Genomic DNA, 24,613 nt, shown 5'->3' on the forward strand with positions numbered 1-24,613 from the left:
GATGCCGCTGATATGCGACAATCGCCGTTGTCGTCTTATTTATTTTTTCAGGAGCGCGGTTCCATGTTCGGCCTGTTCAAGTCACCAGCACTATCGCCGCGCCTGTTACGCCTGAAAGAATCGGCGCTGTTCGCATCGCTGACGCCGCTTGAACTGAAAATCGTCGATGGCCTGATGCACGAGCGCCGCTATCTGGCCGAGGAAATCATCTTTGACGAAGGTGAGGAAGGCCAGGCGCTGTACCTGGTGATGTCTGGCCGCGTGATCATCAGCCGCCAGCATAGTGCTGGCCGCGAGGTGGTGGCAGAACTGTCGGCCGGCGCCTTCTTTGGCGACCTGGCTTTGCTGGACAATGCGCCGCGCAACGCGCAAACGCGCGCACTGGACAATTGCGAACTGGCGGTCTTCTTCCGCGCCGACTTCATGGGTCTGATGGAAACCGATCCCGTCATCGGCTACAAGATCGCGCTGGCACTGGCGCGCCACATCGGCGGCCGCCTGCGCGACTGGATGGCCGGCAAGCCGCAAGTCGAGGCGCTATGAATCTGCTGCCGACCCAACAGCGTGGCGGGCCGGTGGTATGGAGCGGCATCATCGCCGCCACCTGCGTGCTGCTGTTCCTGCTACAACAGACGCTGTTCCTGGCGATCCCCTTCCTTCTCGGCATTGTGCTGTACTACATCCTGCAACCGCCCATGCAAAGGCTGACACGCATGGGTTTCAGCCAGAACGCCGCCACCATGCTGGTCGGTGCGTTGTTCCTGATACTGGTCGCGCTGGCGGTGCTGATGGTGATCTTCTGGAAAACCACGCCAGACACATCCTGGCAAGACATGCTGGGCATCTATCTGGCCGGCGGGCTGGAGTTTGTGCGGCATACGCTGCTGACGCTCGAAGAACAATTTCCGCTGCTGCGCCAAGTGCAATTGGCGGACACCGTCAACCAGCGCATGAGCGACTTCACCGGTGCCTATCTTCAATCTCACCTGACCGACATCCTGGTGTCGGCGGCGGCCTGGCTGCCGTCGCTGCTGCTGGCGCCGTTCCTGACCTTCTTCTTTTTACGCGACGGCCTGCGCTTCAAAAAATTTTTGGCGCGCGCGGTGCCGAATGCTTTCTTCGAGCGCACGCTGTGCCTGCTGCATGAGGTTGACCAGACGGCGCACCGCTACTTCCGCGGCCTCATTCGTTTGACCATACTGGATACCGCCGTGCTGGCGCTGGGCCTGTGGGCGATAGGCGTATCGTCGCCGCTGACGCTGGGGCTGATCGCGGCGGTGCTGGCGTGGGTACCGTATGTCGGCTCCATCGTCGGCTGCATGCTGGTGGTGATGGTGGCGTCGACCGATGCGCCGTCGAATCCCTCGGTGGCGTATCTGGCGATCGGCGTATTCATTTGCGTGCGGCTGCTGGATGATTTCGTCTTCATGCCGTTGACGCTGGGGCGCAGTCTGCACATCCATCCTTTGATCACCGTGCTGATGATCTTCATCGGAGGATCGGTGGCGGGCGTGGCGGGACTGATGCTGGTACTACCATTGCTGGGCGTGGTGATGGTGATCGGCGAAACACTAGGCCGTCTCATCACCGACCCACGCCTGCGCGCCCGCCACCGCAACGCCATGCAACTGCGCACCAAGCAAGCCAGCTACGACCTGACGTCCTAGACCTGCATCAAACGTGCGCGGTGGCGAGCGGCGGCGGAGGTGGGCGGGAATCTGATGGTGAACTTTGTGACGATACTGGTGATCGCCGCGCTGCTGTTCGGTTTTCAAGGGCTGGATACCGTGCTCGGCCAGTTCGGCCGGGATGCCGGCGTGCTGCAAAAGTAAAACGGGAGCCGAGGCTCCCGTTTTTGTTTTATTACGCGGTTAATGCCTGCTTTTCGGCCGACTCTTCCACCACTTCCTCGTCATCCGAGCGGATCAGGTGATCGAAGGCTGACAGGGCGGCCTTTGCGCCTTCGCCGGTGGCGATGATGATCTGCTTGTACGGCACCGTGGTGACGTCGCCGGCAGCAAACACACCCGGCAGCGAAGTCTGGCCACGCGCGTCCACTTCGATCTCGCCGTGGCGCGACAGGGCAACCGTGCCTTTCAGCCACTCGGTGTTCGGTACCAGGCCGATCTGCACGAACACGCCTTCCAGCTCGACCTTGTGCGACACATTGGTGTTGCGGTCGGTGTAGCTCAAGCCGTTGACGATCTTGCCGTCGCCGTGGATCTCGGTGGTTTGCGCCGAGGTGATCACGGTGACATTCGGCAGGCTGCGCAGCTTGCGTTGCAGCACCGCGTCAGCACGCAGTTCCGCGCCGAACTCGATCAAGGTCACATGCTTGACCAGGCCAGCCAGGTCGATCGCCGCTTCCACGCCAGAGTTGCCGCCGCCGATCACCGACACGCGCTTGCCCTTGAACAGCGGACCATCGCAGTGCGGGCAGTAAGCCACGCCGTGGTTACGGTATTCCTTTTCGCCCGGCACGTTGATCTCGCGCCAGCGGGCGCCGGTCGCCAGGATCACCGACTTGGCTTTCAGCACCGCGCCGGAGGCGGTCTGGATTTCCACCACTTTGCCAGCCTGCACCAGCTTGCTGGCACGCTGGGTGTTCATGATATCAACGTCGTATTCCTTGACGTGCTGTTCCAGTGCGACGGCAAACTTCGGCCCTTCGGTCTCTTTCACCGAAATGAAGTTCTCGATCGCCAGGGTGTCCAGCACCTGGCCGCCGAAACGCTCGGCCAGCACACCGGTGCGGATGCCTTTGCGGGCAGCGTAGATCGCCGCAGCCGCGCCGGCAGGGCCACCGCCAACCACCAGCACATCGAACACTTCTTTCTTGCTCAGTTCCGCAGCCTGGCGCACGCCGGCATTGGTGTCCAGCTTGGCGAGGATTTCCTCGACCGAGGTGCGGCCCTGGCCGAAATGCTGGCCGTTCAGGAACATCATCGGCACGGCCAGAATCTGGCGCTCTTCGACTTCCTTGGCGAACAGGCCGCCGTCGATGGTGGTCACTTTGATGCGTGGGTTAATCACCGACATGGCGTTCAGCGCCTGCACCACGTCCGGGCAGTTATGGCAGGTCAGCGACATGAAGGTTTCGAATTCGTAATCGCCATCCAGGTTGCGGATTTGCTCGATCACGGCTTCGTCAAATTTGATGGTGTGGCCGCCGACTTGCAGCAGCGCCAGCACCAGCGAGGTGAATTCGTGGCCCATCGGAATCGCGGCGAAACGCACGGCGATATCGGTGCCTGCACGGTTGATGCTGAACGACGGTGCACGTACGCCAGCTTCGCTGCGCTCGACCAGCGTGATCTTGTCGCTCAACTCGCTGATTTCGAGGAGCAGTTCTTTCATCTCACGGGCCTTGGCGCTGTCATCGAGAGAAGCGACCAGCTCCAGTGGGTGAACCACTTTTTCCAGGTAGGCTTTCAACTGGGTTTTGAGGGTAGCGTCCAACATGATTTTCTTCCTTTACACAAATATTTAGGCGTATGCCGGGCCGGACGCCCGGTCCGGCATCGCGGTAACTACTTGTTTGCTGCTTTGTTGTTCAAGCTAAGCCGGGCTTAGATCTTGCCAACCAGGTCCAGCGATGGGGTCAGGGTAGCTGCACCCTCGGTCCATTTAGCTGGGCACACTTGGCCTGGGTGCTCGGCAACGTATTTAGCTGCTTTGACTTTGCGCAGCAGTTCGCTTGCGTCGCGGCCGATGCCGTTGTCGTGCACTTCCAGCACTTTGATCTGGCCTTCTGGATTGATCACGAAGGTGCCGCGCAGTGCCAGGCCTTCTTCTTCGATCATCACTTCGAAGTTACGCGACAGGGTGCCGGTTGGGTCGCCGATCAGCGGGTAGTTCACTTTCTTGATCGCGTCCGAGGTGTCGTGCCATGCTTTGTGCGCGAAGTGGGTGTCGGTCGACACGCCGTAGACTTCCACGCCCAGTTTGGCGAATTCAGGTTGCTGCTCGGCCAGGTCTTCCAGTTCGGTTGGGCAAACGAAGGTGAAGTCGGCTGGGTAGAACATCAGAACGGACCACTTGCCTTTCAGGGTCTCGTCGCTCACGTCGATGAATTTACCTGCGTGGTATGCGGTGGCCTTGAATGGTTTGATTTGGGTGTTGATCAGGGACATTGTGGTTTCCTCGTTGGGTTGTGAATCATTGAGACGCCAGTTTAAGGCTTTTTAATCCATTTGCAAAATTGATTGTTCCAATAGTTTCAATTAGGTTTAACTATCGGCGCAGCAAACGGCATAGCATTATCGCGCAGGAAGGCATCGAATTGCGCCGCCGGCATGGGCCTGGCAAAAAGATAACCCTGGCCGTAGTCGCAGCCGGCGGCGGCCAGTAGTGCGCGCTGCTCCGGCGTTTCCACGCCTTCGGCGATCACCTTCAATTCCAGCTTGTGTGCCATGACGATGATCGCCTCGGACAGCGCCATATCGCTGGAGTCCGGTGCCAGGTTGCGGGTGAAGGAGCGGTCGATTTTCAGGTAATCGATATCGAATTTCTTCAGGTAGGACAGCGAGGAGTAGCCGGTGCCGAAGTCGTCCAGCGCCACCTGGATGCCGGCGTCGCGCAATTGCAGCAGGCGGTTGCTGACCGCGCTGCTGGCGTCCAGCAGCAGTCCTTCGGTGATTTCCACCACCAGCGACTGGCCGGGCAGCGCCAGCGATTGCAGGTGCTGCAGCCAGCCCTGATAGCCATTACCCTCGCGCTGGAATTCCAGCGGCGACTGGTTCAGGCTGATCTGGAAATCCGCATCGTGCGACTGGCGCCAGCGCTGCACCCAGCGCGCTGATTCGTGAAATACCCACTCGCCGATATCGATGATCAGGCCGCTCGCCTCAGCCAGCGGGATGAATTCCAGCGGGCTGACCAGGCCGCGCTGCGGATGGTTCCAGCGTATCAGCGCCTCGGCCTTGTGGATAGCGCCGCTGGCCAGGTGCACAATGGGCTGGAAGTACAGCTCGAACTGCTGGCCCTTCAGCGCGCCGCGCAAATCATTGGTCAGCCGCATGCGGCTCAGCGCCGCCACCTGCAAGGCCGGCGTGAAATAGCTGTAGCGGTTGCGTCCGGCGCCCTTGGCGGCGTACATGGCCTGGTCGGCGTGTTTCAGCAGGTCGTCGATGTCGAGTGCGTCGTCCGGGTACAGCGTGATGCCGATGCTGGCCGAGACGAAAGCCTGCTCCTGCCCCAGCGCGAACGGCTGCAGCAGGCTGCTGAGAATGTCCTGGGCGATGCGCTCGACATGGTCCGGCGTTTCCAGTTCGCACAGGATGACGGTGAACTCGTCGCCGCCCAGCCGCGCCACCGTGTCCGACTTGCGCACGCAGGCGCTGATGCGGCGCGCGGCGTCCACTAGCAGCACGTCGCCCTGGTGGTGGCCCAGCGTGTCGTTGACTTCCTTGAAGTGGTCGAGGTCGATGAACAGGATCGCCAGGTGCGACTTGTCGCGCTGGCTTTTCAGCAGGTCGTGCGCCAGCCGGTCGAGGAACATGCGGCGGTTGGGCAGCTGGGTCAGCGCATCGAAATTGGCCTGCTGCCAGATCAGCTGCTCACTTTGCTTCTTGGCGGTGACATCCTCGATCATGCACAAGTGGTGCGGATGGCTGCCGGCCTCGGCCTCGATAGCGTTGACCGAGACATCGATCCACACCACGCCGCCATCCGGCCTGAACAGCCGGCTGAGCGCCTTGAAGCTGCTGATCTGCCGCGCATTCAGCAAGGCCATCTGCGCCTTGATCTGCACGATATCGTCCGGATGGCCGACTTCCAGCCAGCGCAGCGCGCGCAACTCGTGCTGCGAGCGGCCGAGGATTTCCTGGTAGCGCGGATTGATGTCGCGGTATTCATGGCTGACCGAATCGATCAGCGCGATGCCCAGCGGCGCCGCCTCGAACATGGTGCGGAAGCGCTGCTCGCCGGTGCGGATAGTTTCCAGCGCCCGCTTGCGTTCGTGCGCCAGTCGGCTGAAGTGGATGGCCGCGCCCAGCACCAGCAGCAAGGCCACGCCGCCCAGCGCGCGGTACAGCCAGGCCAGGCTGGTGTGGCCGCTGTCGAGCCGGTACATAAAGCCGTCGAAGCTGGCGCCCTTGGGCAGCATGCCCAGGCCGGCATAAACATCGGCGATATGCTGCCAGCGGTCCGGATTCATATAGCCGATTTCCACCAGCACCGGCTGCACCAGCGGCACCATCTGGCGCGCCTCGTACAGCAGGTGCTGGCGGTCGCTGCGGCGCGAATATTTGCTGAGGATGATGTCGGCCATCTGCTCCTGGTGGCTCATCGCCCACTGCCAGCCGCGCATGCTGGCGGCGCGGAAGGCGCGCACCCGCGCCGGATGGCTGGCCAGTTCGCGCTCGCTGGTGAACAGGTTGTCGCCGTAGAAATCGATGCCAACCGCGCGCGGACTGTAGATATCATAGGGAAAGCCGAGCCGGTCGAAGGTGTCCGGCTCGTTGGTGCTGTAGATCGCCATCGCATCCACTTTGCCGCTGATCAGGTCTTGCGGATTGAAGCTGTGCTCAACGCGCTGGAAACCGTTGGTCGGCACGCCTTCCTTGGCCAGGTAGGCCAGCAGCTCGTCGGCGTTGCCCAGGTCGTCGGTCAGCGAGCCGATCATCGCGCGCTTGCCGGCCAGGCGACGGATATCGGGATCGGCGCCGGTCTGGCGCATCGCCAGCGCATATGGCGAATGCTGGAAGATCACCCCCAGCACCACCACCGGCTTGCCGGCCATGCGCGCCAATAGCAGGCTGCTGCTGCCGGTGCCGTACTCGGCCTTGCCGGCGATGACATCGCGCTCCGGCGCATTGCCGTCCGCCCCTTCGAGGATGCGCACTTCCAGCCCGGCCTCGCGGTAATAGCCGAGTTCCTGCGCGGCGTAGTAGCCGGCGAACTGGAACTGGTGGACATGCTTGAGCTGCAACGTGATTTTTTCCAGCGCCATAGCCGGCGCCGCAGCCAGCAGGCAGGCGGCGACGCACAGGCGGAGGCGAAGGCGGGCGAGAACGCAGAAGCGAAATGGCACGGTTATCCCGAAGCGATAAGCACTGGCGCTAGTGTAGCGCAGGCCATTCCCGCAGGCACAAAAAAAAAAGGACGGCCGGGCTGGCCGCCCGCCGTCCTTTGCAGCTTGCCGTCGATTAGTAAGGCACGTTCACCGGTACCGGGGACAGCGTATTGTTGCCGTTGCCCAGTTGGCCGTCGGTATTGCTGCCCCAGGTCCACAGCGTGCCGTCGGCGCGCAGCGCGGAGGTATGCTCAAGGCCTGCGCTGACCGACTTCCAGGTCTGCAAAGTACCGATCTGTACCGGGAACAGGCTGTCGGTGCTGCCGTTACCCAGCTGCCCGTTGGCGTTCGAACCCCAGGCCCACAGCGTGCCGTCGTTGCGCACACCGATACTGTGGGTGTCGCCGCCCGCGACCTGCGACCAGCGGGTCGAGGTGTCGACCGGCACCGGCGCCGATTGCAGCGCCGTGCCGCTGTTGCCCAACTGGCCGGACGCGTTGACGCCCCAGGCATACAGCGAGCCATCGGTGCGGATGCCCAGCGAGTGGGCAGTGCCGGCGGCAACCGACAGCCAGGTTGCGCTGCCGATTTGCACCGGCGCAGTCACGGCGGACCCCGAAGCCACGCCATTGCCGACCTGGCCCGATTCATTCGCACCCCAGCCCCACAGGGTCTGGCCGGTCGCCTGGATGCCCAGGCTGTGGTCGCCGGCGGCGGCCACGGAATTCCAGCTGGCCGTGCCAATCTTGGTCGGCATTAGCTTGTCGACCAGGGTGCCATCGCCCAGCTGGCCGGCATAGTTGCCGCCCCAGGCCCACAGCGTGCTGACGCTGGTCGGGTTGGTGCCGGTGGTGGTGGTGGTTTGCAGCGCCAGCACGTGCGACTTGCCGGCCGCCACTGCGGTCCAGATTTTCAGCGTGCCAATTTGTTTCGGCACCAGGCTGCTGTTTTGCGTGCCATCGCCCAGCTGGCCGTTCTTGTTGTAGCCCCAGGTCCACAGGGTGCCATCGGTACGGATCGCCACCACGAATTGGTGACCAACCGCCACCTGTTTCCACAGGGTGCTATTGCCCGAAACGGTCACTGGCGCATTGCGCGAGGTGCTGCTGCCATCGCCCAGCTGGCCCTGGATGTTGGAACCCCAGCTATACAGCTTGCCATCCGCCTTGAGCGCGACAGTCTGGTTGCCGCCGGAGCTGATCTGCGTCCACGGCGCAATCACGGTCAGGTCATAGGAACCGGAAATGCTGTCCGTGGTCGAGGTTGCGGTAATGGTTTCCTTGCCCACGCCCTTGGCCGTCACCAGGCCGCTGGTGGCGATGGTGGCAACCGTCGCGGCGCCAGACTTGGTCGCCCAGGTCAGGCCGGTCATGGTCTTGGTGCTGCCGTCCGAATAAGTACCGGTGGCAGTCAGCTGCTGGGTGGCGTTGACCGTCATGGTGGGCGACTGGGCGCCAGTGACGGCGATGCTTTTCAGCGTCACAGGGGTCGGCGTGCTGCTCTTGTTATCGTCGCCGCCACCGCCGCCGCATGCGGCCAGCACGGCGAACAGCGGCGCCAGCAAGAGGGATGAGAATTTAAAGTTTTTCATGATCTTCCAGTTCACAGAATGAGGTCTGCGGAGCAAGCAGTGTAGCCCGGCATGGCGGCCCTGCATCGCAAGAGCAGGCCTGAATTATCCACCTTATTAAGCCTATACGGTTATTTAACAACATTTCTTTTGAGAACGGACGAAAAAAAAAGCACCCGAAGGTGCTTTTTGGCGCAATTACTTGCGGCCACGCGGCGCGGCCGCAGCGCCACGGCCCGGATTGCCGCCCTTGGCCGGCGCCGGCGGCGCTTTCTTGACCTTGATGGTGTCCAGGATCGACGGCTTGGCCTTGGTCTCGACCGTGGCGCGCGCGGTCAGCGAACCGGTCAGCGCGTTCGGCTTGCCGCGACCGCCAGCCACCGGCAAACTGCGGGCGCCACGCTTGCCTTCGCCTGGCGCCATCATCGGCATCGCGCGCTTGCCTTGCGAGGCCTTGAAGTTCTCTTCGCCGACCACGTATGGCGGAATCAGGTGGCGCTCGCCGGTACCGATCAGGTCGGCCCGGCCCATGCGGCGCAGCGCGTCGCGCAGGATAGGCCAGTTCTTCGGATCGTAGTAGCGCAGGAAAGCCTTCTGTGCCTGGCGCTGCTTCAGGCTGCGCGGCGTGAACACTTCCTCCGAATCCTCGGTCACCTTGTGCAGCGGATTGCGGCGCGAGTGGTACATGGCGCTGGCCATCGCCATCGGCGTCGGCATGAAGGTCTGCACCTGGTCCAGGCGGAAGTTGTTTTTCTTCAGCCACAGCGCCAGGTTCAGCATGTCCTCGTCAGTCGCGCCAGGGTGGGCGGCGATGAAGTAAGGAATCAGGTACTGCTTCTTGCCTGCTTCCAGCGAATACTTCTCGAACAGCGCCTTGAATTCGTCATAAGCGCCGATGCCCGGCTTCATCATCTTGCTCAGCACGGCGGATTCGGTATGCTCCGGCGCGATCTTCAGCAGGCCGCCGACGTGGTGGGTCACCAGTTCCTTGACGTACTCGGGCGAACGCACCGCCAGGTCGTAGCGCAGGCCGGACTGGATCAGGATCTTCTTGATGCCAGGGATTTCGCGGGCACGGCGGTACAGCTTGATCAGCGGGTTGTGGTTGGTACCCAGGTTGACGCAGATCGACGGATACACGCACGACAGGCGGCGGCAGGTGGTCTCGATTTCCTTGTCCTTGCAGGACAGGCGGTACATATTCGCAGTCGGGCCACCGAGGTCGGAGATGATGCCGGTGAAACCCTTGGTCTTGTCGCGGATGTGTTCGATCTCGCGCAGGATCGACGGTTCCGAACGGCTCTGGATGATGCGGCCTTCATGCTCGGTAATCGAGCAGAAGGTGCAGCCGCCAAAGCAGCCGCGCATGATGTTGACCGAGAAACGTATCATTTCCCACGCCGGAATATTGGCGTCGCCATAGCTCGGGTGCGGGCCACGGGCGTAGTTCATGTCATAGACGTTGTCCATCTCGTCCATCTGCAGCGGCAGCGGCGGCGGATTCATCCATACATCGCGGTCGCCATGGCCTTGCACCAGTGCGCGTGCATTGCCCGGATTCGACTCCAGGTGGAACACGCGCGACGCGTGCGCGTACATGATCGGATCGTTGGCCACGGTCTCGAACGATGGCAGGCGCACCACGGTCTTGTGGTGCTTTTCCAGTTCCATGGCGCGGCGCTCTTCGCGGCTCATGATGCGGATAGTCTTGACGACTTCGACCGGCGGCGGCGGCGGGGCGACCACCTTGGCCGGTTCGACCATGGCGGGATTCACCTCCTCAGCCGGTTTGTTGTCGGTGGCGCAGGTCGGCGAATTCGGCTCGACCATCAGGTAGGGATCGATATGCTTGTCGATCTTGCCCGGCGTATCCACGCGGGTGCTGTTGTGCACGCCCCATTCCTCGCCCGGCATCCAGCCGGCCGGCACCAGGAAGGAGGTGCCGCGCAGGTCGCGGATCTGCTTGATCGATTCACCTTCAGCCATGCGGCGGGTCAGGTCGACCAGCGCGCGCTCGGCGTTGCCGAAGATCAGCATGTCAGCCTTGGACTCGAACAGCACCGAACGGCGCACCTTGTCTGACCAATAGTCATAGTGGGCGATGCGGCGCAGCGACGCTTCAATCGAGCCGATCACCACCGGAATGCCAGGATAGGCTTCGCGGCAACGCTGGGCGTAGACGGTGACGGCGCGGTCAGGGCGCTTGTTCGGCTCGGCGTTCGGCGTGTAGGCGTCGTCGGAGCGTGGCTTGCGGTCGGCCGTGTAGCGGTTGACCATCGAGTCCATATTGCCGGCGGTGACGCCGTAGTACAGGCGCGGCTTGCCAAGTGCGCGGAAAGCGTCAGCCGACTGCCAGTCCGGCTGGGCGATGATGCCGACGCGGTAGCCTTGCGCTTCCAGCAGACGGCCGACCAGGGCCATGCCGAAACTCGGATGGTCGATATAGGCGTCGCCGGTCACCAGGATGACATCGCACTCTTCCCAGCCGAGCACATCCATCTCTTGACGGGTCATCGGAAGGAAAGGCGCAGCGGGAGCGCGGGCAGACCGCTTCGGGACGGCCGCAAATAAATTGGTTGGGGGATTCATGGGGCGGTATTGTACCGGAATTACCCCCACCACGCTCATGGGTGTTTGAAAAAAATCTTTTACTTTTCAAACACTTAGAAACAATGTCAAATTCCCATGTTTGACAAAATGGTACCCAGCTCGCGCAGCCCCGACTCCAGCTTGGGATGTTTGACGGCGAACTTGGCCGACAGTTCCTGGCTGCGCTCGGCCAGCCCATAGGTGCTGGACTCGCCCGGCGCAGGTTCGGCACCGCGTTCCAGCAGCGTTTTGATGTCGCCGTCCAGCTGTCGCAGCAGGTCCTGCAGTTCCTCATCGATAGGACCGGCATTGGCCAGATTGGCATGCAGGCTTTTGAGCGAGGTTTTCAGATTGCTGTCCATAATATTTCCCAGTTTAGAATGTGGTGGCCAGGTACAGCGCTTCGACCTGTTCACGGGCCCACGGCGTCTTGCGCAGGAATTTCAGGCTGGACTTGATGCTCGGATCGCTGCGGAAGCAATTGATGTCGATCCGCCGCGCCAGTTGCTCCCAGCCATAGTATTCCTGCAAACGGGTCACGATCGCTTCCAGCGTGACGCCATGTAATTGGTTGTTCATATCTTACTCAAAAATCAAAAGGGCCGACTTTGATTCTACACAAATCAAAGCCGGCCCCGGTGTGGGACTTAACGAAACATTACTTTTCGGTCAAGCCACGGCGCTCCAGCAGCGGCTCGATCCTGGCGTCGCGGCCGCGGAAGTTGCGGTACATCTCCATCGCGTCCATGGTGCCGCCTTTCGACAGCAGCATCTTGCGGAAGTAGTCGCCGTTTTCGCGGGTCATGCCACCGTTTTCGTTGAACCATTCGACCGCGTCGGCGTCCAGCTTCTCTGCCCACAGATAACCGTAGTAGCCAGCCGAATAGCCGCCGGCGAAGGTGTGCGAGAAGTAGGTGGTGCGGTAGCGTGGCGGTACCGGCGCGTAATCGACACCGGCTTCCTTCAGCGCAGCCGCTTCAAAACCCAGCACGTCGGCCGGGATTTGCGACACGCCCAGCTGGTGCCATTTCTGGTCCAGGATCGAGGCCGCCAGGTACTCGGTGGTACGGAAGCCTTCGTTGAATTTCTTCGATGCGATCACCTTGTCCAGCAGCTGTTGCGGGATGGCCTCACCGGTCTGATAGTGCTTGGCGTAGTTGGCCAGCACCACAGGATTGACCGACCACATTTCATTGACCTGCGACGGGAACTCGACGTAATCGCGCGGCACGCGGGTGCCGGCGAAGCGCGGGTATTTCACGTTGGAGAACATGCCGTGCAGCGCGTGGCCGAATTCATGGAACAGGGTGCGCAGTTCGTCGAAGGTCAGCAGCGTTGGCTCGCCATCGGCCGGCTTCGGAATATTCAGGTGATTCGCCACCACCGGACGGGTGCCCATCAGCGACGATTGCGATACATAGGCATTCATCCAGGCGCCGCCGCGCTTGTTGGAGCGGGCGTAGAAGTCGGCGATGAAGATGGCCAGCTGCTTGCCGTCGGCGTCGAACACGTCGAACACGCGCACGTCCGGATCGTACACCGGCAGGTCCTTGCGCTCCTTGAACGACAGGCCATACACCTTGTTGGCGGCGAAGAACACGCCGTTGGTCAGCACGCTGTTCAGTTCGAAATACGGACGCAGCTCGTTCTGGTCGAAGTTGAAGCGTTCGGCCTTCACCTTGTCGCTGTAGAACGACCAGTCATGCGCGGCCAGCTGGAAGCCGCCGTTGGCCTTGTCGATCGCCTGCTGGATCTCGGCGCCTTCTTTTTTGGCGTTGCTGACAGCCGGCTTGGCCAGCTCGCCCAGCAGATTGTTGACCGCGGTGGTGTCGTGCGCGGTCTGGTCTTCCAGCGAATACGCGGCGAAGTTAGGATAGCCCATCAGCGCGGCTTTTTCAGCGCGCAGCTTGACCGTGTCCAGCACCACCTTGGTGTTGTCGAACGTGCCGCCATGGCTGCCGCGCGCCAGCGACAGCGCCATCAGCTTCTCGCGCACCGCGCGGTTGGTCAGCACCGCCAGGTTGGCCTGGCCAGTGGTGTTCACCACCGGGATCAGGAACTTGCCTGGCTGGCCTTTGGCGGCGGCAGCCTTGGCGGCGGCGTCAATCGCCTTGTCCGACATGCCGGCCAGTTCCTCGCGGGTGTCGACCACCAGCGCCGAGGCGTTGGCTTCTTCCAGCACGTTCTGCGCGAAGGTGGTTTGCAGTTTCGCCAGTTCGGCATTCATCGATTTCAGCTTGGCCTTGTCGGCATCCGACAGCTGCGCGCCGGCGCGCACGAAATCGGTGTGGTAGCGTTCCAGCAGATACTTGGACTCGGCATCCAGGTGCAGCTTGTCGCGCTGGTCGTACAGCGACTTGATGCGTGCATACAGCTTGCCGTTGAGGCGGATGGCATCGCTGTGCGCGGCCAGTTTCGGCGACAGATCGCGCTCCAGCGCCTTGAAGGTGTCGTTGGTGTTGGCGCCGGACAGGTTGCCGAACACGCTGGAGACGCGCGACAGCAGCTGGCCGGACTTTTCCATCGCCACGATGGTGTTGTCGAAGGTCGCAGCCTTCTTGTTGTTGGCAATGGCCTGGATCTCGGCGGCTTGCTGGCGCATGCCTTCGGCGAACGCCGGCGCGTAATCTTCGTTCTTGATCTTGTCGAAAACAGGATAGTTGAACGGCAGCGTGCTGACCTTGGCGAACGGATTCGATGCCGGCAGCATCGATGCAGCTTCCGCGTGGGCGGCGCCGAATACGGCCACTACGCTGGCGGCCAGAATGATGTTGGTGTGGTTCATGCAGTTATCCTTATAAACTATTTATATCAATTACCGGTCAGGCCACGGCGCTCCAGCAGCGGCTCGATCACCGGATCGCGGCCACGGAAGTTGCGGAACAAATTCATTGCATCGTCGGTGCCGCCGCGCGACAGCAGCTTGGCGCGGAACCAGTCGCCGTTCTTGCGTTGCAGGCCGCCGTTTTCCTTGAACCATTCGACCGTATCGGCATCCAGCTTTTCCGACCACAGGTAGGCGTAGTAGCCGGCCGAATAACCGCCGGAGAAGCTGTGCGAGAAGTAGGTAGTGCGGTAGCGCGGCGGCACCGGTGCGAAGTCCACGCCCATGTCCTTCAGCGACTTGGCTTCAAAGCCCAGCACATCGGCCGGGATTTGCGCCGGGGTCAGCTGGTGCCAGCGCTGGTCCAGCAGCGACGCAGCCAGGTACTCGGTGGTCATGAAGCCCTGGTTGAATTTCTTCGACGCGATTACCTTGTCCAGCAGTTCCTTCGGCATCGGCGCACCGGTTTTGTAATGCTTGGCGTAGTTGGTCAGCACTTCCGGCCACACGGCCCACATCTCGTTCACTTGCGATGGATATTCAACGAAATCGCGCGGCACGCTGGTGCCGGAGAAGCGCGGATACTTCACGCTGGAGAACATGCCGTGCAGCGCGTGGCCGAATTCGTGGAAGGCGGTCTTCACTTCATCGTAGGTCAGCAGGGTCGGCTCGCCGGCTGGCGGCTTTGGAATATTCAGGTGATTCGCCACCACCGAGTGGGTGCCCAGCAGCGACGATTGCGACACATACTCGTTCATCCACGCGCCGCCCTGCTTGTTGGAGCGGGCGTACATATCCGCCAGGAAGATCGCCAGCTGCTTGCCATCGGCGTCGAATACATCGAACACGCGCACGTCCGGGTTGTACACCGGCAGGTCCTTGCGCTCTTTGAACGACAGGCCGTACAGCTTGTTGGCGGCGTAGAACACGCCGTTGATCAGCACATTATCCAGCTCGAAGTAAGGCTTGAGCTGGTTCTCGTCGAAGGCGAAGCGCTGCGCGCGCACCTTGTCGGTGTAATAGGCCCAGTCGGCGGCGGCGATCTGGAAACCGCCTTTTTCAGCATCGACCACGGCTTGCAGGTCGGCCGCTTCCTTCTTCGCATTGTTGACGGCCGGCTTGGCCAGTTCGCCCAGCAGCTTGTTGACCGAGGCGGTGTCGTGCGCGGTCTGGTCTTCCAGCGAGTAGGCGGCGAAGTTGGCGTAGCCCAGCAACGTGGCTTTCTCGGCGCGCGCCTTGGCGATCTTCAGCACCAGCTCACGGTTGTCGTACTCGCCGCCATGGCTGCCGCGCGCCAGCGACAAGGCCATCAGCTTCTCGCGCACTGCGCGGTTGGTCAGTTCCGCCAGCGGTGGCTGGCCCGAGGTGTTGACCACGGCGACGAAGAATTTGCCATCCAGTCCCTTGGCCTTGGCCGCAGCGGCGGCGGCATCGATGGCGGCGTCGCTCATGCCAGCCAGGTCGGCGCGGTTGTCGACCACCAGGCCGGACGCATTGGTTTCTTTCAGTACGTTCTGGGTGAACGCGGTTTGCAGCTTGGCGATATCGCCGTTGACCGCTTTCAGCTTGGTCTTGTCGGCGGCCGACAGCTTGGCGCCTGCGCGCACGAAGTCGGTGTGGTAGCGTTCCAGCAGGTGCTTGGATTCAGCATCGAGCTTCAGCGCATCGCGCTTTTCGTACAGCGACTTCACGCGCGCCCACAGCTTCGGATTCAGGTAGATGGCGTCGCTGTGCGCGGCCAGCTTGGGCGACATTTCACTGTCGATCGCATCCAGCTTGTCGTTGGTGTTGGCGCCTTGCAGGTTGTAGAACACGGTCTGCACGCGGATCAGCAGTGCGCCGGATTTTTCCATCGCCACGATGGTGTTGTCGAAACCCGGCGCAGCCTTGCTGTTGGCGATGGCATCGACTTCCTTCAGCTGCTGGCGCATGCCTTCGTTGAACGCCGGGATGAAATGCTCGTCCTTGATCTTGTCGAAGGCCGGATAGTGGAATGGCAGGGTGCTGGCGGCGGCCAGCGGATTACCGGCCAAAGGGGCGGCCGGCGCGGCCAGTACGGTGTGCGAAAACGCCACGCCCAGGGCGGCGGCAACGACAAGCATATGAGGACGGGTCATGAAGATCTCTTTCTCTTATGAAGGCAGGGAAAAATGCTGAGGCGCTCAAAGCTCAGCATGGAAGCGTCAGATCATAGCAGCGCCACGCCAGGGGAGTCACTGGCAAAAAATGCTGCACTGCACTTTCTTGGAATCACTGGGTATTTTCCGAAGAATACTTTGCCTCAGCGGAAATTACCGCCGGATGCGACGGTAAAACCTGCAATGCACCAGTGCAATATCCAGCTCAGCGCTTGAACAGCGCCTCGATGCGGCGTTCCGGGAAGAACCACAGGATGGCGACCAGAATGTAGAGGCTGAACGAAATCCACACATGCAGGAAGGCGGTGAAAATCGCCAGCAGATACAGCGCCACTGAGGCATAGCCCTTGCGCTCCTTGGCCAGCGCGATAGTGATGACGGCGTCGCTGGGATTGCACACGATCAGGGCTTTCTCCAGCAAGGTGTAGGCGATGGCCGACATGAACAACATCGCGCCATACATCGCCACCGTCAGCGGCGCAAAATCGTTTTCGCCCATCCAGCCGGTGGTGAACGGCACCAGCGACAGCCAGAACAGCAAATGCAGATTGGCCCACAGCACGCGGCCGTCAACCACCGAGGAGGCAGTTAACATGTGGTGATGGTTATTCCAGAAGATGCCCACGTAGACAAAGCTCAGCACATAGCTGCAGAACACCGGCAGCACCGATTCCAGCGCCGCCAGGTCCGCCCCATGCGGCGCCTTCAACTCCAGCACCATGATCGTGATGATGATCGCGATCACGCCATCGCTAAACGCTTCCAACCGGTTCTTACCCACAATCGCCCTCTTCATCGCAAATATGCCGTCTCGGCGATGCAGAGTATAGACGGTCAGGCGCAGCACATGGCTATGACATTTGTCTGAGGGGAGTGCGACATTACAAGTTCGAGAGCTTGCGATATTGCATTGGACAAATTGCCAAATCCGCCATATTCTGAATTTTTCAACCTACCCTCATCCACCATGTCGCGTTTGATTATTGTTCCTTTGATGCTTGCCGCGCTGTCGCCGGCCATCGCCGCCGAGTCCACCTCCCGCATCGCGGCCGTCGTCAATTTCGACACTTGCGCCAAGCCGGAATGGCCGAAAGAGGCGCTGCGCAAGGAACAGGGCGGCAAGGTCACGCTGAGCTTTCTGATCGGTGCCGATGGCACGGTCAATGACGCAAAAGTGCTGAGTTCCAGCGGCTATCCGCTGCTGGATGAGGCGGCGCGCGAAGGCATCCGCAAATGCCGCTTCACGCCCGCCAGCGTGAATGGCGTGCCGCAGGAAGGCTGGCAGATGATGCAATACGTCTGGCTGCTGGAACAAAAGCCGCGCCCGCCCAGCCAGTACTTCGCCGCCGCCCAGGCAGGCGACCGCGACGCCTTGTTCGCCCTGGCGCAGGAATACAGCGCCGGCATGACCGATGAAGTCGCCGACGTCAACCGCATGCTGCAAGCGCTATCGGTGAGTACCGCCGCCGCGCAATTTGAACTGGCCACCCGCCTGTACCAGGGACGCGGCGCGCGGCTCAACCGCGCCGAAGCGCTGAGCTGGTATCGCTTGTCGGCAGACGCCGGCTATGCCCCGGCACAGGAACGCATCGGCGCCTTCCTCGACTACGGCACCATGGGTCTGCAACGCGACAGCAAAACCGCGATGAGCTGGTATCTGAAAGCCGCCGCCCAAGGCAATCACGAGGCGGAAAACGCGCTGGGCGTGATGTACCACAACGCCCGCGACCTACCGCGCGACTATGCCAAGGCCGCCGAGTGGTACGCCAAGGCGGTGGGCGGCGGCAATACCTGGGGTCAGGCCAACCTGGGCCGGCTGTACCTGCGCGGCCAGGGCGTGGAAAAGAATCCGGCCGAAGCGCTGCGCCTGCTGCACCTGGCCGCCGACAAGAATAACCACGCCGCCGAAGGCGACCTGGCGCTGATGTATTTCAACGGCCTGGGTGTGGACGCCGACGACGCCACCGCCATCCGGCTGCTGCGCCACGCCGCCATCGGTGGCGATACGATGGCGCAGCTGCGGCTGGCGGGCGCGCTGAACTACGGCGTGCGCATGCCGGCCAACACCACCGAGGGCGTGGGCTGGCTGCGCAAGGTCGCCGATAGCGGCAATGCCACCGGCCTCAATAATCTCGGCTATGCCTATGAAATCGGCCGTGGCGTCGAACAGAACTACGCCACCGCGCGCGGCCTGTACCTGCAGGCCGTGGCCAAGCAAAACGGCAACGCCGAGGCCGCGCTGGGCGGTCTGTACGAGCAGGGACGCGGCGGCGCCACCGAGTTATCCAGGGCGATCGAGCTGTATCAGGCCGCCGTCAGCCACAACAATGCCGACGGCATGCAGCGCCTGGCGAAATTGCACGAAACCGGGCAGGGCGTGGAACGCAACCTCGCCCAGGCCCGTCTGCTGTACAACCGTGCGGCCGAACTGCATAACGCCGCCGCGATGCGCCGCCTGGCCTCTGCTTACCAGAACGGCGAACTGGGCCTGGATGCGGACCCGGTCAAAGCGGCGGAATGGCGGCAGAAAGCCATCGAGGCCAGCGCCCGGCAAACCAATCCGTTCCAGCTCTGACGCGGCTTATTCGCGAATCTCGGCTTCCACCAGCTGCGCCAGCAGCAGCAGCGATTCCTGCCAGCCGAGATAGCAGGCTTCAGCCGGGATGACGGCCGGTATGCCCTCCTGCACCACCGTCATCTCGACGCCACAGAACACGTCACGCAGCGTGACCGTGGTCTGCATCTGGCCCGGCAGGTTGGGATCGTCAAACACGGCGCTGTAGCGCAGCTTGGCGCCTGGCGTCAGCTCCAGGTATTCGCCACCGAAAGAATGGCTGTCGCCCGTGGTGAAATTGGTGAACGACATGCGGTAGGCGCCGCCCACCCTGGCATCCAGCTGATGCACCTTGCCGATGAAGCCATGCGGCGGCAGCCATTTGGCCAGCGCATCCGGGTCGAGAAAGGCGCGGTAGACGCGCTCAGCGCTGGACTTGAGCACGCGATGCAGTTGCACGGTATTGGCGGTCATGATCGATTCCCTTCACAAAGTTGATCTACCTTCACGACGAACGAGGGTAGCGGAAATCGACATCGGCTGACAAGATGGACAAATTGCTTTTTTCTCAATAAGATCGCCAGCTTGTATTACCTAACTGTCATTCTATGCGCATTTTATCCCTCCTTCTTCCACTACTTATCTTCAGCGCGGCCGAGGCTGCCGATATTAAACGGCCCGCCACGGTTAACTTCAGTAGTTGCGTCAAGCCCGAGTGGCCAAAAGAGTCGCTACGCAAAGAAGAATCCGGCACGGTTTACATCAAGTTCCTGATCGATGAAGAAGGCAAAGTGCTCGACACATCTATCCAAAAGTCCAGCGGTTCTGCTTTACTCGATGAAGCCGCAGTAAACGGCATTCAACGTTGTGGATTTACACCCGCCACGCTCAACGACGTAGCCGTCCGAGGCTGGCAAAAAATGCAGTACGTATGGTCATTGGAGACCGATGAATTTCTCCGTAAAACAAAAGAGAACGTGGCCAAGTACCGCACTGCCGCATTGGCCGGTGACGCGGGTAGCATTTACCAACTGGCGCAGTTGTTCAGGAAAGGTATAGGCTTCCCATTTGATAACGATAAATACATCAAACTCCTGCGTCTCTCGGCAGAGCACTCCTATGCCGAGGCCGAATATGAACTCGGCGCCAACTACACATCGGGGGTGCTCTTACCCAAAGACCTCGACCAAGCATTGATCTGGTATCAAAGGGCCGCCGACCACGGCAACGCCGCTGCACAGTATCGGCTAGCGGAATTTTATGCATCTGGCACCACCGTTCTCTCAGATCCGGCGCAGGCGGCAGCTTGGTATCGCCGCGCGGCCGAACAAGGTGATCACGACGCAGAAGTCGCATTAGGCCGGATGTATGAAACCGGACAGCAAGGGCAGAAAAACACCGGACAGGCCACCATCTGGTATCGCAGAGCTGCCGATGCCGGCAACACCGAAGCGGCCTATCTTCTCGGAAATCTGTATCTGCAAGCGAAAGACGTCGAGCAAGCTGTTCCCTGGCTGACCATGGCGGCAAACGACCGCATCGAAAATGCGGAGGCAGCGTTGGCCAATTTGTACTTCAGCGGCGCTGGCATGCCGCAAAACGACGTGGAAGGTATGCGCTTTCTGCGCCGCGCCGCGATGGCCGGCAACGGGCCGGCAATGCGTCAACTGGGACTGATGCTGTCACAAGGTTTGCGTGCAGCAGTCGATACCGATGAGGGAAAGGTATGGTTGGACAGGGCCGCGCGTCTGGGTCATCCAGGCAGACCAGATGAACCGGTTCACTTCGCGTTTTAAGTCAGGCTGGCTTCCAGCGCCTGCTCGTCCAGCGTGCGGTCGCGGCCCAGCATTTTGGCGCTGTACAGCAGCGAATCGGCGCGGCGCAGCATGGCTTCCACGCTGTCGCGCTGGCCCAGCATGACGGCGATGCCGGCGCTGTAGCTGAGCGGCATGCCCAGCTCGCGCGGGCCGGCTTCGGCCAGCCAGGCGCGCAGACGCTGGTCGTAGGCGCGGATGTCGTCCAGGTCGGCGCCGCGCTTGAGCACGCTGAATTCCTCGCCGCCGTAGCGGCACACCAGGTTGCGTTTGCCGCCAACGGTCTGCATGCCTTCGACGAACAGCTTGAGCGCACGGTCGCCGGCTTCATGGCCGTAGGTATCGTTGATTTCCTTGAAATGATCGAGATCCAGCAGCATCGCGCACAGTGGCTGATGCAGGCGCTGGCTATCGGTGACCACCAGCGCGGCCCGTTCCAGCCAGGCGCGGCGGTTCAGTGCGCCGGTGATGCCATCGGTGCACGCCAGCCGCTCCAGCTCGCGCTCGGCCTGGTCGCGGTGGGCCAGCAGAATGCCGACCAGCGACATCACCACCGTCACATTGGTCGCCAGCGCGAACAGCACATTGGCCGGGTGCGGCGTGAAGAAATTCGGGAACAGGTCGGTAAAGAAAGCGCCCAGCACGCCGCGCGACGCGGTCACCGCCATTTGCATCAGCAGCGACGCCACCAGCAACCAGCGCCAGCGGCCGACCGGCACATCGGTGGGGCGGCACAGCGCGATCACCACGATCGCTACTTGCAAAGTAAGCAAGCCGTTGGCCCAGCCGACGCGGAACGCGTAATTGCCATAGCCTATGCAATAGCCGACCGTCATCACAATGGCGATGATGGCTGGCGCACGCGCCACCGCCTCGCGGTCGCACCACATGTCGAAGGCGATGGCGCTGTAGGTCAGGCCGCCGGCGATGCCGGCCATGGCCAGGGTCGACATGATGCGGTCTGCCAGCGATTCCGCCTCCACCAGGGTGGTGGCCATCAGCAACAGCCAACCCAGCGTTTGCAGCAGGATGCCGATCTGCGCGCGGCGCGCGGCCACACTGACCTTGCCCATCACCGCCAACAATGCGGCGGCGATCGCCACCAGGTTGAGCGTCATGGCTATGAGCAAAGAAGCAACATCAAGATGCATTTGAAGGGAATGACAAAAAAGGAAGCGTGCAGTATAGCAAGCTCTACTACGCTACACTCTGGACTTACATCCCTTAACAACAGGAAGCATGCATGGAAAATTACGCGGAACTGCTGGAGACCCTGACGCAGCAGGAGCAAGATTTGCAGTTCGCCGCATTCAACAGCGACACCGCGCTGACGCTCGGGATGAACATCATCGAGCTGGCCAAAGCGAAACAAAAGATTATTACGGTCAACATCACCATTAACGGCAAGGTGTTGTTCCATCATGCCATGCAGGGTGCGTCTGCCGACCAGGCGGATTGGATACGCCGCAAGAACAATGTGGTGGCGCGCTTCGGCCGCTGCTCCTTCTACGTCGGCATCGACCACAAGCACCGCGGCGTGGTGTTTGAAGACATCAAGTATCTGGACCCGCTGGATCACGCGGCCAACGGCGGCGCCTTCCCGATCACCATACGCAATACCGGCATCATCGGCACGGTCACCGTGTCCGGTCTGCGCCAGGCCGAAGACCACGCGCTAGTCATCGAAGCCCTGCGCGCCGTCCTGGCCTGATCAATAGTGCGGTGGACGCTCGTGGGGGAGCTGGCTGCCGCTGCTGCCTTGGGTGTTGTCGCGCAGGCGCTGGACCAGCACGGCGCATAGCTGCTCCAGCTTGTCGATCTGCTGCTGCTGTTCGTGGACGCGCTGGCTCAGCGAGTCCACCATGTCTTCGGCGTAGGCCAGTTTGATTTCGATGTCGATGAAGCGGTCTTCGGTGTTCATGGTTGTTCCTTGTCGGGTTTGGGTGTGGCCAGCAGTTCCTTCATGCGCGCCAGGCGTTCCTTCGGCGTCAGCACTTCGGATTCCATCGGCACGGCCGTGCCTTCGTCCAACTTCATTTCCTTGATAAAGCGCGACGGGTCGCAGTGCACCTGCTCGCCCGCGCGCTTGCGTTTCTTGCACCAGGTGATGTGCAGCGTGCGCTGGGCGCGCGTGATGCCGACGTACATCAGCCGGCGCTCCTCCTGCACCCGCGCCGCAATCGATTCGGCCGGCGCGTCGGCATCGCCCTTGTGCGGCAGGATGCCTTCCTCGCAGCCGACCAGGAACACGTGCGGATACTCCAGCCCCTTCGACGCATGCAAGGTCGACATGCGCACCGCGTCCGGGTCTTCGTCCTGGCCTTCCAGCATCGACATCAGCGCCACCATCTGGGTCAGCTCCAGTACGTTTTTTTCCTCGCCGTCGCGGTCCTTGCCGCCGCGGCCGCGATCCTTCAGCCAGTTGACGAACTCCAGCACGTTCTGCCACTTGCTCTGGGCCGCGCGCTCGTCAAACATATCGTATAAATAGTTTTCATAATTAATCGCTTCCAGCAGATCATCCAGCACCTGCGCAGCGTTGTCGCCGCTGCCCGACGGGCCGGGACGGCTGGCACGGGCTTCCAGGTTGTTGATGAAGTTGCAGAAGTCGCGCAGCGGATTCAGTTGCCGGTCTTGCAGCAATCCTTCGATGCCGCCCTTGAACACCGCCTCGAACAGCGAGCATTGCCACTGGCCGGAGAAGGTGCCCAGCGTTTCCATGGTCGACTGGCCGACGCCGCGCCGTGGCGTGGTCACGGCGCGGATGAAGGCCGGATCGTCGTCGGTATTTGCCAGCAAGCGCAGATAACTGATAATGTCCTTGATCTCCGCCTTGTCGAAGAACGACTGGCCGCCGGAAATCGTGTACGGAATGCGCTCCTTGCGCAAGGCCTGTTCGATAATCCGCGCCTGGTGGTTGCCGCGATACAGAATCGCGTAATCCGACCACTTGTTCTTGCGGTTGAAATGGTCGACCGAAATCAGCATCGCCACCTGGTCCGCTTCCGCATCGTCGGTCGGCATCGAGGTCACCTGAATCGGCTCGCCCAGGCCGTGCTCCGACCACAGCGATTTCTCGAACAGCTTGGGATTGTTGCCGATCACCGCGTTGGCCGCCTGCAGGATGCGGGTGGTGGAGCGGTAGTTCTGCTCCAGCTTGATCACTTGCAGGTCAGGGAAATCGGTTTGCAGCGTTTTCAGGTTTTCCACCGAGGCGCCGCGCCAGGCGTAAATCGCCTGGTCATCGTCGCCCACGGCGGTGAACATCGGCTTCTTGCCGATGCCGGTTACCAGCAGCTTGACCAGCTCGTACTGGCAGGTATTGGTGTCCTGGTACTCGTCCATCAGCAGATAGCGCAGGCGGCGCTGCCATTTGTCGCGCACCGGATCGTTGTTGCGGAACAGCTCCACCGGCAGGCGGATCAGGTCATCGAAATCCACCGCCTGATAGGCCGACAGCGTGGCCACATAGCTGGCGTAGACGCGCGCCGACTGCGCCTCGTCCTCGTCCTTGGCCTGGCTCAGCGCAGCCAACGGATCGACCAGGCCGTTCTTCCACAGCGAGATATCGGTCTGGATGCGCCGCACCACCTGCTTGTCGGTGGTGATCGCCATATCCTGGATCAGCGAGCCGCAATCGTCGGCGTCCATGATCGAGAAGCGGTCCTTGAGGCCGACGCCGTTGGCTTCCTGACGCAGGATCTTGACGCCCAGCGAGTGGAAAGTCGACACCGTCAGCTGCTTGGCCTGCTTGGGCTGCTTGAGCAGCTTGGCGATACGCTCCTGCATCTCCAGCGCCGCCTTGTTGGTGAAGGTCAGCGCAGCGATGGTGCGCGGATCATAGCCACGGTCCTCGATCAGGTGGGCGATCTTCTGCGTGATCACGCGGGTTTTGCCCGAGCCGGCGCCTGCCAGCACCAGGCAAGGACCATCCAGGTAGGTAACAGCCTGGCTCTGGGGCAAATTAAGGCCGAAAACGGGGACTTTGGTGGACATCGGACGAGGGGCTAGTAAAACGGACAAACAGCCCCACATTGTAGCAGTCGCCAGGGCCTCCACTGATGTGGCGCATGAAGCGCACAGGACATTTGCGTTACCATGCGCTCATC

Annotated in this window: 19 protein-coding genes; 5 read left to right on the forward strand and 14 right to left on the reverse strand. The window is 61.5% G+C overall.

The genetic code is table 11. From position 1 onward, the window contains the following. Positions 1–63 precede the first annotated feature (63 nt). Both KW842_RS20130 and KW842_RS20135 read left to right on the forward strand, forming a co-directional pair. Positions 64–543 carry a cyclic nucleotide-binding domain-containing protein gene (locus KW842_RS20130; RefSeq protein ID WP_218305907.1) on the forward strand — a complete coding sequence of 160 codons (480 nt, stop codon included), beginning with the start codon at positions 64–66 and terminating at the stop codon, positions 541–543. After that, positions 540–1,667, forward strand: a complete 1,128-nt coding sequence (locus KW842_RS20135) for an AI-2E family transporter (RefSeq protein ID WP_218305908.1) — start codon at positions 540–542, stop codon at positions 1,665–1,667. Before KW842_RS20130 ends, KW842_RS20135 begins: the two co-directional genes overlap by 4 nt. A gap of 196 nt (positions 1,668–1,863) precedes the next feature. Here KW842_RS20135 and ahpF read toward each other — a convergent pair whose 3' ends face one another. From ahpF to KW842_RS20185, 10 genes are all read right to left on the reverse strand, one after another. Then, positions 1,864–3,462, reverse strand: coding sequence for an alkyl hydroperoxide reductase subunit F (gene ahpF, locus KW842_RS20140; protein WP_218305909.1), 1,599 nt, complete (start codon positions 3,460–3,462; stop codon positions 1,864–1,866). 107 nt (positions 3,463–3,569) lie between these two features. Further along, positions 3,570–4,133 (reverse strand): alkyl hydroperoxide reductase subunit C, encoded by a 564-nt coding sequence (gene ahpC / locus KW842_RS20145; RefSeq protein ID WP_218305910.1) that lies wholly within the window; start codon positions 4,131–4,133, stop codon positions 3,570–3,572. Positions 4,134–4,219: 86 nt separating this feature from the next. Further along, complete coding sequence (locus tag KW842_RS20150; protein WP_373925215.1) at positions 4,220–7,033, reverse strand: EAL domain-containing protein; 2,814 nt, start codon at positions 7,031–7,033, stop codon at positions 4,220–4,222. Positions 7,034–7,148: 115 nt separating this feature from the next. Further along, entirely contained in the window at positions 7,149–8,606 is a 1,458-nt protein-coding gene (locus KW842_RS20155; RefSeq protein WP_218305911.1) for an Ig-like domain-containing protein, read from the reverse strand. A gap of 177 nt (positions 8,607–8,783) precedes the next feature. Further along, a complete protein-coding gene (locus tag KW842_RS20160) occupies positions 8,784–11,099 on the reverse strand; it encodes a YgiQ family radical SAM protein (protein ID WP_218305912.1) in 2,316 nt (771 codons plus the stop codon). A gap of 161 nt (positions 11,100–11,260) precedes the next feature. Continuing rightward, positions 11,261–11,536, reverse strand: coding sequence for a DUF4404 family protein (locus KW842_RS20165; protein WP_218305913.1), 276 nt, complete (start codon positions 11,534–11,536; stop codon positions 11,261–11,263). Between the two features lie 13 nt (positions 11,537–11,549). Beyond that, positions 11,550–11,753, reverse strand: a complete 204-nt coding sequence (locus tag KW842_RS20170) for a VF530 family DNA-binding protein (protein ID WP_218305914.1) — start codon at positions 11,751–11,753, stop codon at positions 11,550–11,552. 79 nt (positions 11,754–11,832) lie between these two features. Further along, entirely contained in the window at positions 11,833–13,959 is a 2,127-nt protein-coding gene (locus KW842_RS20175) for a M3 family metallopeptidase (RefSeq protein ID WP_218305915.1), read from the reverse strand. Between the two features lie 26 nt (positions 13,960–13,985). Next, a complete protein-coding gene (locus KW842_RS20180; RefSeq protein ID WP_229223812.1) occupies positions 13,986–16,115 on the reverse strand; it encodes a M3 family metallopeptidase in 2,130 nt (709 codons plus the stop codon). Between the two features lie 226 nt (positions 16,116–16,341). Next, the gene (locus KW842_RS20185) at positions 16,342–16,917 is read right to left on the reverse strand and encodes a TMEM175 family protein (protein WP_218306085.1); all 576 of its coding nucleotides are present in this window, start codon (positions 16,915–16,917) and stop codon (positions 16,342–16,344) included. 186 nt (positions 16,918–17,103) lie between these two features. Between KW842_RS20185 and KW842_RS20190 the strand changes: the two genes are divergently transcribed. After that, positions 17,104–18,711 carry a TonB family protein gene (locus KW842_RS20190; protein ID WP_218305916.1) on the forward strand — a complete coding sequence of 536 codons (1,608 nt, stop codon included), beginning with the start codon at positions 17,104–17,106 and terminating at the stop codon, positions 18,709–18,711. 6 nt (positions 18,712–18,717) lie between these two features. Here KW842_RS20190 and KW842_RS20195 read toward each other — a convergent pair whose 3' ends face one another. Then, entirely contained in the window at positions 18,718–19,164 is a 447-nt protein-coding gene (locus KW842_RS20195) for an SRPBCC family protein (RefSeq protein WP_218305917.1), read from the reverse strand. Positions 19,165–19,298: 134 nt separating this feature from the next. On the opposite strand from KW842_RS20195, the gene KW842_RS20200 reads away from it, so the two are divergent. Further along, a complete protein-coding gene (locus KW842_RS20200; RefSeq protein WP_218305918.1) occupies positions 19,299–20,486 on the forward strand; it encodes a TonB family protein in 1,188 nt (395 codons plus the stop codon). Here KW842_RS20200 and KW842_RS20205 read toward each other — a convergent pair. Next, positions 20,483–21,622 (reverse strand): GGDEF domain-containing protein, encoded by a 1,140-nt coding sequence (locus tag KW842_RS20205; RefSeq protein ID WP_229223814.1) that lies wholly within the window; start codon positions 21,620–21,622, stop codon positions 20,483–20,485. The two genes, KW842_RS20200 and KW842_RS20205, sit on opposite strands and share 4 nt — an antisense overlap. Before the next feature lie 125 nt (positions 21,623–21,747). Between KW842_RS20205 and KW842_RS20210 the strand changes: the two genes are divergently transcribed. Beyond that, complete coding sequence (locus tag KW842_RS20210; RefSeq protein WP_218305920.1) at positions 21,748–22,215, forward strand: heme-degrading domain-containing protein; 468 nt, start codon at positions 21,748–21,750, stop codon at positions 22,213–22,215. On the opposite strand, the gene KW842_RS20215 is transcribed toward KW842_RS20210, so the two are convergent. Beyond that, positions 22,216–22,425 (reverse strand): SlyX family protein, encoded by a 210-nt coding sequence (locus tag KW842_RS20215; protein ID WP_218305921.1) that lies wholly within the window; start codon positions 22,423–22,425, stop codon positions 22,216–22,218. Further along, on the reverse strand, positions 22,422–24,500 hold the full coding sequence (locus KW842_RS20220; RefSeq protein WP_218305922.1) for a UvrD-helicase domain-containing protein: 2,079 nt from the start codon (positions 24,498–24,500) through the stop codon (positions 22,422–22,424). The genes KW842_RS20215 and KW842_RS20220 overlap by 4 nt, the downstream gene beginning before the upstream one ends. Positions 24,501–24,613: the final 113 nt, after the last annotated feature.

It is taken from the genome of Duganella sp. sic0402, from assembly GCF_019219065.1.
Classification (GTDB): Bacteria; Pseudomonadota; Gammaproteobacteria; order Burkholderiales; family Burkholderiaceae_D; genus Rugamonas.

What these genes read in the sequence shown, in the direction of transcription:
- KW842_RS20210 (WP_218305920.1), top strand. Translation starts at nt 21,748, where the DNA reads ATGGAAAATTACGCGGAACTGCTGGAGACCCTGACGCAGCAGGAGCAA.
- KW842_RS20215 (WP_218305921.1), bottom strand. Translation starts at nt 22,425, where the DNA reads ATGAACACCGAAGACCGCTTCATCGACATCGAAATCAAACTGGCCTAC.
- KW842_RS20190 (WP_218305916.1), top strand. Translation starts at nt 17,104, where the DNA reads ATGTCGCGTTTGATTATTGTTCCTTTGATGCTTGCCGCGCTGTCGCCG.
- ahpF (WP_218305909.1), bottom strand. Translation starts at nt 3,462, where the DNA reads ATGTTGGACGCTACCCTCAAAACCCAGTTGAAAGCCTACCTGGAAAAA.
- KW842_RS20165 (WP_218305913.1), bottom strand. Translation starts at nt 11,536, where the DNA reads ATGGACAGCAATCTGAAAACCTCGCTCAAAAGCCTGCATGCCAATCTG.
- KW842_RS20135 (WP_218305908.1), top strand. Translation starts at nt 540, where the DNA reads ATGAATCTGCTGCCGACCCAACAGCGTGGCGGGCCGGTGGTATGGAGC.
- KW842_RS20130 (WP_218305907.1), top strand. Translation starts at nt 64, where the DNA reads ATGTTCGGCCTGTTCAAGTCACCAGCACTATCGCCGCGCCTGTTACGC.
- KW842_RS20155 (WP_218305911.1), bottom strand. Translation starts at nt 8,606, where the DNA reads ATGAAAAACTTTAAATTCTCATCCCTCTTGCTGGCGCCGCTGTTCGCC.
- KW842_RS20205 (WP_229223814.1), bottom strand. Translation starts at nt 21,622, where the DNA reads ATGACGCTCAACCTGGTGGCGATCGCCGCCGCATTGTTGGCGGTGATG.
- KW842_RS20180 (WP_229223812.1), bottom strand. Translation starts at nt 16,115, where the DNA reads ATGACCCGTCCTCATATGCTTGTCGTTGCCGCCGCCCTGGGCGTGGCG.
- KW842_RS20175 (WP_218305915.1), bottom strand. Translation starts at nt 13,959, where the DNA reads ATGAACCACACCAACATCATTCTGGCCGCCAGCGTAGTGGCCGTATTC.
- KW842_RS20160 (WP_218305912.1), bottom strand. Translation starts at nt 11,099, where the DNA reads ATGACCCGTCAAGAGATGGATGTGCTCGGCTGGGAAGAGTGCGATGTC.
- ahpC (WP_218305910.1), bottom strand. Translation starts at nt 4,133, where the DNA reads ATGTCCCTGATCAACACCCAAATCAAACCATTCAAGGCCACCGCATAC.
- KW842_RS20220 (WP_218305922.1), bottom strand. Translation starts at nt 24,500, where the DNA reads ATGTCCACCAAAGTCCCCGTTTTCGGCCTTAATTTGCCCCAGAGCCAG.
- KW842_RS20195 (WP_218305917.1), bottom strand. Translation starts at nt 19,164, where the DNA reads ATGACCGCCAATACCGTGCAACTGCATCGCGTGCTCAAGTCCAGCGCT.
- KW842_RS20200 (WP_218305918.1), top strand. Translation starts at nt 19,299, where the DNA reads ATGCGCATTTTATCCCTCCTTCTTCCACTACTTATCTTCAGCGCGGCC.
- KW842_RS20170 (WP_218305914.1), bottom strand. Translation starts at nt 11,753, where the DNA reads ATGAACAACCAATTACATGGCGTCACGCTGGAAGCGATCGTGACCCGT.